Below are 12,122 nucleotides of genomic sequence, written 5' to 3'. Positions count from 1 at the left end.
GAGCGCGAAATGCAATTCCTTGAGCGCGAATCGCAATTCCTTGAGCGCGGAAACGGATTTCTTGAGCGCGGAAACGGATTTCTTGAGCGCGAAAAACCGCCGGGCCTATAACTCAGCCCGGCGGTTCTCTTCATTTCTTCAAGGCATCGGTAAACTGTACTGTTCCATTCATCGCTTCTTCATACAACCTCTTCGAAAGCTGTTCGGTCTGTTTCAACGTGCCATCCCAATCGGCATTCATTTCATTGAACGCCTGCAAGAACCATCCATCGTTGTCGTGGAGTTCGTCGATGGGGAATGAAAAACGGTCTAAATTTGCCAAGCTCATGAAGTCTTTTACTTTATGATGGTAGGCGATTGCGATGACCGGCGTTTGTGTGCAAGTCGCCAAGATCAGCGAATGCAAACGGGTGCCGATGACGATGTCCTGTTGCTCCGTTACTTCAAGAATCTTGCTAGGGAGCAAGTTGTCGTCTATGATAGATGTCTTCGCCTTCTCATTCATCAACGCTTGGATATCTTTCGTCACATTGGCGTCTTGCGGGAACTTCGTTGCGAAAAATGTGATTTCTACATCACGTCCCGCAGCGAGCTCATCCAAATTTTTCGCCATGCCTTCTACGTATTTCTCGTAAATGGCCGGGTTCCCTTCCGGCCAATAATCAGCATTGTAATAGGGTACTGCTGTCACACCGATTTTTGTAGGTGCGGCTGATTTCACAGCTGCGTTCTCTTCATGCAACGAGAATGCGGGATCCCCGATCACTTTCACTCTTTTATTCACACCAATCGACTGTAATAAAGCCGCGGATTCCGGGTCACGGACGGATACACTTTCCGCATATTTGCACATATAGCGGATAAACCACTTTCCAAGGCCGGACGTAAGTGGTCCCGCCCCGCATCCATAAATGACATAGGGGGTTTTCGACTGTTTCGCCATCATGGCATATGACCCGTACAGCGGAGCTTCCCGTCCATACAGATCCATGAGAATTCCGCCGCCGCCAATAATGAGCAAGTCCATTTGTTTGACGATTCGTTTATTCTGACGGAATGTTTCAAAAAACGTCTTTGCTGCATTCCCTTTTTTGTAATAAAGCGGGAAGCTGTCCACCCCATAACGTTCTGAAGTTTGCTGTGGGTTATTACTGAAGATGGTTAGTTGCTGTGTACTAATATTGAATGTCGATGTCACTTGTTTCACCAGACTTAGCAAAATCGCCTCGTCCCCGTTATTATCGTTTCCATAGTTCCCTACAATTCCTATTCTCATAATCCAACTTCCTTTTATAAAATAGTAACTCCTATTATAGCATGATGAAAAAAATGCCGCAGAAATCGATCGCTCGAATCTGCGGCATTTCACTTATTTATTAATGGCACGGTAAAGGAATGCGCTGAATTGTGCACGGTTTACCGGCTTATTCGGTTCGAAATTCCCTTTTTCATTACCAGTCGTAATTTTGTGGTTCGCAAGAATGTGAACTTGCTTATAAGCCCAGTGATTCGCAGGGACGTCTTTGAATTTATTCGCCGATTCGCCTTGCAACTCGTAAGCTTTTACGAGAATCGCAGCCATTTGCGCGCGTGTCAATTGTCCGGCAGGGTCGAATGTACCATCGCCCTTACCACCGACAAGATTCGCTTCCGCAATTGCATTAATTTCCTTGAAGTAACGATGAGTTGTCGGTACATCCGTGAACTTCTCGGTACCTGCAACAGATGTATCTAAATTGAATACGCGGCTGAGGATAACAGCTGCATGCTCCCTCGATAATGTTTGTCCAGGATTGAATTTGCCATCGATATCCCCTTTAATGTATCCGAGATCTTTCAAGAAACGGATTTCATTGTAATAAGCATAATCTGCCGGGATATCCGTGAATGCTGGCGTTCCGTCTGCCAATTCAATTGGCAAAGTAGCAGTTTTCGTACCTAGTGTTACCGTGACAGACCCTTTGCCAGGAACTTTCGATGCTTTGAAAACACCAGTTTCCGTGATGGCTCCAACATTGCCTGTAACGCCCCACTTCACCTGTTCAGGAGAATATATGACTGGTTTTCCTTGAGCATCTGTTGCTACAGCTTTGTATGTCACAGTTGCACCCGGTTTAACATTCGTCGTACTTGGTTGAATCGTCAACTTGGCAGGTGCTTCAACAACTGTAATCGGGAATGATTGTGTCGCCGTGCCATAACGCACATTAATACGGTCACTTCCTGCCGCCGTTGCTGTGAACGTTGTGCCTGAAACAGACGCTTTCCCATTTTCAGCCGAAATCTCCAATTGGGAAGCATCGACTTTAAGTGGATTGTAGTACGTGTCCAAGACATAGTTAATCGTTAACGGAACGCTTGACCCGACAAGCATTTCACCAACTTGTCCACGAGAGACGCTAATATGTGCAGGATCGCTTAGTGGCGCGGTACTGATCGCCTCAATGATCGCAGACACTTTCCGTTGGCTTGAATCAGTCGTCCGGTTCGCCAAAACGACTGTATTGCTGCCGTGTTTACGGACGCCCATTGCTGTGGAACCGCCGCCATCGAAGTTAATCGCACGGTCGTATCCTTTTGACGCCAAATAATTCGCGAATTGAGTGAGTGTCATACCGTTGCTGTACCCGCTTTTATTATCGACTGTTACAAGATCTACTTTCTTCTTATCTTTACTAATCGCAATTGCCGTACGCGCAGTCATCGCTTTCGCGCGCCAATTCGACGTATCCATCGTAATATATGGTTTTCCGTCTTTCAAAAGCATCGGTCCGCTCGCTAGCATGAAAGAAGAATCCATCCATTTCGAATCAATTGATAGATCAAGAGACACGCTTTCCCCGACTTTGATCCCTTTCAATCGTTCCAACGGCTTCCCACCATGTGCGGAAATGACAAAGCCGGTTTTCGGGATTGTCACTTTCTCTTTTGAACCATAATCCCGCACTTTTACAACTTTCCCTGTCAATTGTTGTCCATAGTATGTAGATGTAATTGGTTCTCCGGTATCCACAACGATTTCGATGCCGAATTCATTCGACCCGGTCGTGGATGAAATATGTTGCGGCGTAAAAACGATTGTTTCATCCGACTGTCTTTCACGGTTCAAACCTGTCATTTTATAGTTTGTCCCTTGATGGTTTATACGTACGTCAAAATTGAATTCATCAATTTCCGCACGGCCGTCATTCATAACACCGAAAGCGATTGGCTTGCTGACGTAATACTCCCGTGAACTGGAAATTACGCCGCCATTGACGATTTCATTGCCTTGGGAAATCAAATACATCGGCAGCCCTGACTTCATGTCGAAGAAAGAGGCATTCACTGCACCGACGACGCGGTTTCCGTCACGTGTATCACGATTTGCAAGAGTCGTTGTCGCATCCCTTTTCGCAAGCGGGGACGGAATTCCGACGTCCAATTTCGTATACGGATCGTTTAAATCGACACTTACATGATTAATATGATTTGTACCCGCGTGAGTGTAATGTGAATACGTCACACCCGAAGAAACCGGGTAACTGTCCACTGTCTGAGTATTTGCCGAAGCACCTGCTGGAACCGCTAATATAAGTGAAACAGCAGCTGCTGTCATCGCAACTTTTTTACCAAAAACTTTCAATGAATCTACCTGCTTAATGATAAGTCGACACCTTCCCTTCTATGAATCAATGTAAAGCTTACCAGAAGATTCGACAAAATACTATAATCCATAAGAAGGAAATAGATTGTGAAGTGCCGCCACAAGTAGATTCATTGTCATCATTTGTTGGGAATTGTAGTTATTTGCCAGAGATAGATGGCATAGATGGAAATGAAAAACCATCCGGTGCGAAATACCGGATGGTTTGAAGATTAAAGATCTTTTACTTTAAATTTCACTGACTGGTTCGCCATTGATGCGAATGTGCCGAATAGGATGAAGTAGAACATCGTATATAGTTTCAATTCCCATATATTGTAGTAAAAGCCGGAGAAACCTGTAGCGAACCAGAGTGCAATCATGAATTTGCCCATTGTTGTTTTTCGTTCCTTCCAGAACAGATAAAGCATGCCGAGAAGGAAAGCTGCAAATAGGATAACGCCGATAATCCCTGTCTCCGTGATGATTTGAATGTATTGATTATCAGAATAGAAATACTTGCCTCCGTAAATATCCGAACGGATTCCGTAATGATCGTAATACGGCGAACCGTAGGATAATGTTGCCGAACCGCCGAAGGAGCCGAATCCAGTACCCGTAATTGGATACTCTTTAAAGATTTCAAAACCTTTATTAATGTAGAAGAAGCGTCCACTTTCCGTCATAAGGGCCAAGTTCTTCTCATCGAACGTCTCACCGAAACGGTTTCCGATGCTGCCGATTGCAAGATCTTCAGGAGGTTCAACTCCGAACTTAGCCAAGAGTTCGACTCCCCAGTTCACCGGATAGTAAATGAGGATGATTGAAGCGACACCTGCAATGACGAGTCTTTTTAATAAATGCCAGTTTTTTGTAAGAAGAACAAAGATGGCCCCTAAAACGAAAGCAGATATCCACGTCCCGCGTGAATAGGTCAAAACAAATACGCCAATGAACAGAACAAGATTAATGTTCAAGAACCATTTATGCTTCTCGCCTTTATAGATACTTTGTAAGAAAAGCAAGGACATAATTCCGAATAGGAGCAGCAAGGCAAGCGAGTTCGGGTTGCCAGGCAAGCCGTAGATTCGCACGGCATTCGTTGCGCTAAGTGTTTTGTATTTCCAGACATCCGGAAGCAATAGCTGTCTCATCGATAGCTTTTCGATCAGGCCGTGGATTGAGGCGATAAAGCTTGTCCCAACAGTTACCCACGCAAGTCTTTTCAACCAGTCATCAGGCAGGAACATCCTTGAAATGATGTAATAAAGCAAGTACATGATGACGAATGTCCGCACTTGGAAAATGATAGCTGCCGGCAATACGCCGTGGTACAACCCACTGATGGACCCCGCAATGAGAAGTACGAAAAACGCCCATTCAAACCATTTGAATGAAAACAATGTCTTCCAATTACGGCCACTTGATATGACGATTTTAGCAAACGCAATAAGTGTAATCAGATCCCCGATCAACTTTAATCCCGAGTTCACTTCTACGAGCAAGGGACGGATGCTGACATAGACGACCAAAAACAACAAGCTTTGTTGTGGTCTGAAAAAAGCATAGATGACAAAAAACAATGATGTCGCGACAAGTGTTATGGATGTTGGCAGGAATAACGCCACACCAATTACCGCTAATGCGGCCAAAAAGTATATTGTATCTTTTTCCTTCAGTTTGTTTGTAAGTGTAGTCATTAAAAATAAATCCCTTTCCGTTATAAGTTACAAAAGCGGAGGGTGGCGTTTAGCTGCGACAGGCATAAGGCGGATCTGCGAAACGGCGCTTTTTGCCGTGCAGCAGAGCTGACTTATGACCCGAGCAGCTGCCACCCGAAGCTAGACGTGCAAAAAGAACAAGACCTTTTGTCATTATAGCATCTAATAGGACGTTGCGGTTTATAGTTTAGTTTCTTTTGCAAAAAAAGTTTCAACTAAACTTGTAAAGAATATAAAATTGCACCTTATTATTTTATAAAGTATCTGATATTATGATAGAAGATATACAAAAGGAGGTTTATCGGTGAAAAAAATAATAACTTTTGCCTTAGTCATGCTGCTTATGTTTACTCCTCTGTTCCAGAATCAGGCGGAAGCTAGTACAGTCTCGGGCCATCAAATGGAAACAGAGTTGAATTATTGGATTCAGAAGAACGTTATCCGAGTAGATAGCAAGTTCAATCCGAATAAAGCGGTTACGAGAGGCGAATTTGCTTCCTATCTTGCTCGTGCATTGGATTTGCCAACTTCCACGAAGTATACGTTCAAAGATTTGAAAGCAAATTCAAGCGCAACGCAGGAAATTCAAAATGCCGCTGGAGCAGGTCTTCTTTCAGGCTATCCAGATGGCAACTTTAAACCGAATGAGAAAATTACACGCCAACAGATGGCAGGAATGATTTTCAAAGCGTTCCGCTATATGGATCTTCCAATCGAGAAAACAAATTTTACTTTCAAAGATTCCCATAAGATTTCACCGAATTTCAGAGATGCTGTGTCAGCTTCTGTATACCTCGGCATCATCCGTGGAGATCATCAGAAAAACGGGGTTTATTTCAAACCCCAAGATAGCGCAACAATCGCCCATGCAGCCGCATTTTTATTCCGAATGGATGCTGCAGCCGAGCTGTTGAAGCCGAAAGAGCCTACGACTCCAGAGGAACCGGGAACTCCTGAAACACCCGATGTAGATCCTGAAATCTATAAAGTCAGCTCGATTTCAAATGGACAAGTCAATCCAACACCGGCAATCTATAAAAATTATGAAGATGCATTGGCAGTCTACAATGCATCTTCATCCGTTAAGGCCATTCAAAAAGGCAGTGACATTATTAAAATAAAAACGGGCCGCGCATTCGGTGCACAAAATCCAAAACAATACACGTCCCTTTACAGTGATTCATCATTGCGAAACGAAGTGACTTACATAACAAAAGGCCGCGAAATGAAATATGTCGGAAGTGGCAAGGATTATGTAATAACTGAAATTGGCGGGATAACGTATTATGCAAAACATAATGAAGTCGACCTAGTCCCTTCCGAGCTTGTGACCGGCTACGACTTTTATGAAGTTACGCATGACGGAATTTTGACACATTCAACCTATGATAATCTTACTAGAACAAAAGGCGTTTATTCAATCGGACAGGCATCACCTGCAATGCAGTCCGGCAAGAAATATACAAGCTTAGACGGTGTTTACTTCACAGAAGTCGGCACGAAAAACGTTATCAAATACTACCCGTATTTCCAATTCCAATCCGTCCGACAGCCATCTACCTATTCAGCGGCCGAACTCGATTCGTATGTTCAATGGGCTTTACAGGATCGTGAAAGTACGGGGATTGCACGTTACCAAGGTGCATCGGCTAAATCTAAATTAATCGGCCTTGGTGAATATTTGAAATCAGTTGAAGAGACGTATCATGTAAACGCTATGTTCATCCTTGCGACTGCTATCCATGAAAGTGATTATGGAATGAGTGCCAATGCACAGACGAAAAATAATCTTTTCGGAATTAAAGTCTTTGATTCGACTCCTGAAACAGGAGAAGTGTATGTTACCCCTGAAAATAGCATTAATGCGTTCATTCAACGCTATATGAATCTGAACTATGCAAATCCGCTAGGCGCACATACAAACGGCGCAGTTCCCGGCAATAAAGTGGTCGGCATCAATGTGAAATACGCGTCTGATCCGAACTGGGGAAGTAAAATCGCGGGGCATATGTGGCGGATTGATAAATTTCTCGGCAACCGTGATACGAAGCGAGCACAATTGGGGATCATCAATTACACTGGCCCTTCAGGCGTCAATGTCAGAACGAGTCCTGAAGTTCGAAACGACAACAAACTCTTCTCATATAAGCAGAAGAATCCGGGTTATGAAGCCTCTTTCGGCTATCCGGTTGTAATTGTCGAAGAGACGACAGGCAGTGATGGTTATGTATGGTATAAGGTCCTTGCGGATATCAACCCGCCATCCGATTATGGCTGGATCCGGTCTGATCTTGTGAATAAAATCAATTAAAAAAACCCGTACGAGGCATTTTGCTTCGTACGGGTTTTTTTATAAATATAGTCAATCCAGCTGCGGGCGCCAAAGCCTTGGGGGCATAAGTCGAAGCTGCTCTATGGCAAAAAACGCCACTCCGCATCTCCGCCTTATGCCTGTCAGCTCTAGGCAGGCGCCCTCTGCTTTATAATGCGTCCGTATGTTCCGGACCTGTTGGTAATAATTCAGGCATACCGATTCGGTCAAGGCCGGCCTTGATTTTCGTTGTGTAGCCTAAACCATTCTTATCCATATATCCTGCTTTTGAACGGATTAACTTTTCAAATACCGCAGTTGTTGAAGGGTCAATTTCATACCACATTTCATAAGAATGGATCAAATCCTCTAATGTCAGATGAACGTAGTCCCTTCCGACAAACGTGTGGTCTGGAGAGACTTTGTACCAAATATCCCCGTCCGGTCGGATCCATTTATTCGCATCGACTTCGATAGCTGCCAGCAAACTTTCCGCTGTTTCAAGGTAAACCGGATCACCCATTTCCTTGTAGGCGAGCAACAGAATATTCATGCCTCCAAGCAGGTGATTCATCGAAGTGTGCGTTTTTACATTTTGCTTGCTAGGGAAATAATCCTGAATATAATAAGCAGATGCATTCACTTTAATAATATTTCCTTTACCTTTTTGGGAAACTAAAAGATCCGCATAGTTTTTCAGACCAAGATTATAATCATCATGTCCGAATGCTTTTCCTCCATTGTAAAGGAATAAGGCAATCTGTTCATTGAAACGCGTATCGACGAATGGAGCTGTAATGCCGAATAGCCCTTTCAAATAAGTGCTCGTCACTTCAGTTTCCCAATACGTTTTATTCCCTCTGAAAATATCAAGATTTGCGAATGAATTATAAAGCAAGCTTTCGAAATAACGTTCCTTTGTTTCATTGTACATCGCCATCGTTCGATCCTCTTTTACGAGAAGAAGATTCCGGCCATACCCCCTGCCCGATTTAGGCATTGGTTCGATTGTTGTCGCCATTTTATTGTATGGACCATTCGCTGTGTACCACTTATTTCGTTTTTTGTAATATGTCGCTGATTCGAGCATCCAATTATCCATAACCTGATGGCTTGAGAATAATAGTTCGTCAGAAACGAGGAGCCATTGATCGACGATATCGAATCCTCTTGAGCTTAATGAGTAGACCGATAGCTGCGTGTCCCCTAAAAAGATGCCGCTGAATGCTTCACTTTCATCATCCAATTCACGCGTATGGCTGCTTTCCCCATTCGGATACGTTAGTGTAAGTTCTTTTGAACGATATGCTTTACCGATCATTTTCTGTGCTTTATTTCCATCGATTGTTGTCTTTTCAAACACGCCTGTCGGATACGTCGTTAAATCGAAACCGAATGTGTCATCGTTATCCTTTTTAATCGGGTATCGGCTGTACTCCCGTAAGATTCCTTTGGATAGATTGCTTTCCGTTTGGATGACATCGATTTTGATCGGCATCCGTTGAGGGTTTTTAAGTTCTGTGAAAATGAAGTAATCGCCATTTTCCAGCAGTCGTTTTGTTACATTGACAACTGCAGGAGATAACCCGCCGACATTATACGTGTAGACCGTGTCTTTTGAATGCGCATGGCTCGTTGTTTTTTCACCTGCATACTGCAAGTAATTGTTGGAACGCAAGTATGTTTTATCTGTTCCGGAGATCGGCACTTCCACGAAATTCTGCTCATAGCGGACTGTCTCATACTTACCGAGAGTGGCAGGTTCATTGAATACGATTTCAGGTCCTTTTTCAATTTTACCAGTTTGAACCATTGCCCGATGAAGGAAGACGACGTAGGTTGCACGGTTCACCGCTGTTTTCGGATCAAATGTACCGTCTTCCTTACCAGTCGTTATTCCATGTTGCGCTAGGATTTTCACACCTACGCGATGCGATTCACTAATCCTGTTTTCATCTTTAAATTGGATTTCTTCACCTGTATCTTGTAAATCGAATGCGCGGACGATAACTGTCGCCATTTGTTCACGCGTCAAAGAATCGCCCACGCCGAAAGTTCCGTCCTCTTTCCCTAAAAAAATTCCCGCTTCATACGTCGCCATCGCCCCTTTTAAATGGGAGGATTTGCTGCTGACGTCCTTGAAGATCGGTTTATACGGAGCATCCGGTAATTGAAGTGCACTTGAAAGGAGATTCGCCGCTTGTCCACGTGATACTTCAAGTGTCGGTCTGAATTGCTTGTCCGGGTAACCGTTGATGATGCCCATATCGACAAGCTGCGTCACTTCGTCTTTTGCCCAAAACTGATTATGTATATCAGCAAAGCTTTGATCGATCGCAATTGAGTTTGCATCTGTTGAACTGCATCCGACTAGTACTAACATGATGGATAGCAGGCTCGCCAGTAGGACGGTTGTTACTCTTTTTTTCGACATTCTTGATTTCCTCCTGTTGCCCTTATTTAAACTTTTTCCTATCATACCACAAAACTCGACACAAAAACCCCCTAGATATTAGGAGGTTCGTGGTGTTTAGACAATATTATACTTTCGTTCTTCAGCTTTTTGAGTAAGGCGCTCCAGCAAATAATCATACGATGTTTTCGTTTCGACTTCTTGTTTTTTTACAAATAAGTCCGTGACAAGATTTGCTGTATTGAGTTGCCTTGCGAATTGTTCTACCTTCATGGTCGTTGCTTCGGCAATTGCTGCCGTTGCCTGATCGGCGACATGATTGCTTTCGACCGGAGTATGCGGTGTTGCTATTTCTTGTGTTGCTTTTGAGTTGAATGAAGAGGATGCGACATTATTTTCATAGGCACCTTTATTAATGGAGGCAGCAATTTTTGCAATGTCGGGTCTATATTCTTTCACGGCTTCCATGGCAAATGTCATTTCATTCGGATGATCTGCAAAGTAAGGATTCTCATACCAATATTGGTCTTCAAAACGACCTTGTGATGCGGCGAGCGCATTATTATATGGTGAATTGAACCAGTCGCTCGATGGCTTCGGAATGCCATGCGATTCTGCCAATGCCGGGTCGGTTGCAAAAGCGATGACATGTGGGACTTCTCCAGGCGCATTTTTGAAATCAGTGATGAGTTCATCTAAACGTGCTTTCCGATTCGTGATTTCAGCTTGATCTCCCGATTGGATGGCTTCTTTTAAGGAACGGTTTTGCACATCGATCAGATTGCCGTAATAGAGTTTGTTTTGCTTCATTTCCCCGTCGACCTTGTCGTACCATGCGGGATGTTGTTTTGCTTGGAACTGGTGGTAGTCCGACCAATCATTCGTCCGGACCGCTTCGAGAATCAGAGAGTTTCTACCTTGGTTCACTGCTGCAAGCGGATTAACAGCGGCTGCTTCCTTACCCCATACTTTCCGCCAGCCGTCACCGGATGTGCTTTTCGGATCCTGGACTTGCATGGAAAAGGATTGTCGATCATTTAATACGGAAACAAACACGTGCCCACCCCTTGTTTTAATAGTATCTATGTCACAGACAAGTTTCTGTACGTTTTTATCTATTGTACACTATTTCGACAGTAGTAGACACGGAATTTGATAGATTCCAGCGGGATATTTCTTAAATGAGAACTCTTTGCGCGGGAATGGGAACTTTATTATCGTGAACGAGAACTCTTTGCAGGAGAACGAGAACTTCATTACTGAGATCGAGAACTCTTTGCAGGAGAATGAGAACTACATTACTGAGAACGAGAACTCCCTGCCTGGAAAAGAGAACTCTTTACGTAAGATTGAGAACTCCATCAAAAAACTCCACTTCCCGCTCAATATGAAAGGGAGGTGGAGAATCATCATGCATGCTGTTTTTCGAAATTGGCAATATGCTCTTCGTACTGGAATGTTAACGAGATTTCGTCCCAGCCGTTCAATAGCATTTGCTTATAATAGGGGTCAATGTCGAATGAATAGGTCTTACCCTCGTCGCCTTTCACGGTCTGCTGTTCAAGGTTGATTGTCAATGAATATGGTGAAGATTGTCCTTTTGATAAAAGCTCTTCGATTTCATTCACATTGAGACGGATGGGCAAGATGCCGTTTTTAAAACAGTTATTATGGAAGATATCTGCAAACGATGGAGCGATGACGACTTGGAAGCCATAGTCTAGAATCGCCCACGGTGCATGCTCCCTGGAGGAACCGCAGCCGAAGTTTTCGTGGGCTACGAGAATTTTAGATTCCTTAAAACGCTCGTCATTCAATACGAAATCTTTATTCACAACTCCATCCGCCTGATATCTCCAATGGTAGAATAGGTATTTTCCGAAGCCGGTCCGTTCGATCCGCTTGAGAAATTCTTTTGAAATGATTTGGTCGGTGTCTACATTTTTACGATTCAAAGGGGTCATGACGCTTTGCACTTCATTGATCGGTTTCATGGAATCATCCTTTCTTCCTCTAGTTCCGGGCGCTAGCTGCTCGGGTCATAAGTCAATG

The 12,122-nt window shown here is 43.8% G+C and carries 7 protein-coding genes; 1 reads left to right on the top strand and 6 read right to left on the bottom strand.

What is annotated here, in order from left to right:
* Positions 1–130: 130 nt before the first annotated feature.
* From SLU01_RS04040 to SLU01_RS04030, 3 genes are all read right to left on the bottom strand, one after another.
* Positions 131–1,276 carry a polysaccharide pyruvyl transferase family protein gene (locus tag SLU01_RS04040; RefSeq protein WP_147055612.1) on the bottom strand — a complete coding sequence of 382 codons (1,146 nt, stop codon included), beginning with the start codon at positions 1,274–1,276 and terminating at the stop codon, positions 131–133.
* 93 nt (positions 1,277–1,369) lie between these two features.
* Positions 1,370–3,625, bottom strand: coding sequence for an S-layer homology domain-containing protein (locus SLU01_RS04035; protein ID WP_147055611.1), 2,256 nt, complete (start codon positions 3,623–3,625; stop codon positions 1,370–1,372).
* 233 nt (positions 3,626–3,858) lie between these two features.
* Positions 3,859–5,325, bottom strand: a complete 1,467-nt coding sequence (locus tag SLU01_RS04030; protein ID WP_147055609.1) for an O-antigen ligase family protein — start codon at positions 5,323–5,325, stop codon at positions 3,859–3,861.
* A 325-nt stretch (positions 5,326–5,650) separates the two neighbouring features.
* On the opposite strand from SLU01_RS04030, the gene SLU01_RS04025 reads away from it, so the two are divergent.
* Positions 5,651–7,657 carry an S-layer homology domain-containing protein gene (locus SLU01_RS04025; RefSeq protein WP_246110865.1) on the top strand — a complete coding sequence of 669 codons (2,007 nt, stop codon included), beginning with the start codon at positions 5,651–5,653 and terminating at the stop codon, positions 7,655–7,657.
* A gap of 169 nt (positions 7,658–7,826) precedes the next feature.
* On the opposite strand, the gene SLU01_RS04020 is transcribed toward SLU01_RS04025, so the two are convergent.
* The 3 genes from SLU01_RS04020 to leuD form a co-directional block, all read right to left on the bottom strand.
* The gene (locus SLU01_RS04020; RefSeq protein ID WP_170232580.1) at positions 7,827–10,091 is read right to left on the bottom strand and encodes an S-layer homology domain-containing protein; all 2,265 of its coding nucleotides are present in this window, start codon (positions 10,089–10,091) and stop codon (positions 7,827–7,829) included.
* Positions 10,092–10,187: 96 nt separating this feature from the next.
* The gene (locus tag SLU01_RS04015) at positions 10,188–11,126 is read right to left on the bottom strand and encodes a hypothetical protein (protein WP_147055607.1); all 939 of its coding nucleotides are present in this window, start codon (positions 11,124–11,126) and stop codon (positions 10,188–10,190) included.
* A gap of 353 nt (positions 11,127–11,479) precedes the next feature.
* Positions 11,480–12,064, bottom strand: coding sequence for a 3-isopropylmalate dehydratase small subunit (leuD, locus tag SLU01_RS04010; protein WP_147055605.1), 585 nt, complete (start codon positions 12,062–12,064; stop codon positions 11,480–11,482).
* Positions 12,065–12,122 lie beyond the last annotated feature (58 nt).

It is taken from the genome of Sporosarcina luteola (genome assembly GCF_007991495.1).
Classification (GTDB): Bacteria; Bacillota; Bacilli; order Bacillales_A; family Planococcaceae; genus Sporosarcina; species Sporosarcina luteola.
This window is presented reverse-complemented; position numbering and strand designations above follow the sequence as displayed.

Bases quoted from the DNA above. Each gene is read 5' to 3' on its own strand.
- SLU01_RS04040 (WP_147055612.1), bottom strand. From the start codon at position 1,276: ATGAGAATAGGAATTGTAGGGAACTATGGAAACGATAATAACGGGGAC.
- SLU01_RS04030 (WP_147055609.1), bottom strand. From the start codon at position 5,325: ATGACTACACTTACAAACAAACTGAAGGAAAAAGATACAATATACTTT.
- SLU01_RS04020 (WP_170232580.1), bottom strand. From the start codon at position 10,091: ATGTCGAAAAAAAGAGTAACAACCGTCCTACTGGCGAGCCTGCTATCC.
- leuD (WP_147055605.1), bottom strand. From the start codon at position 12,064: ATGAAACCGATCAATGAAGTGCAAAGCGTCATGACCCCTTTGAATCGT.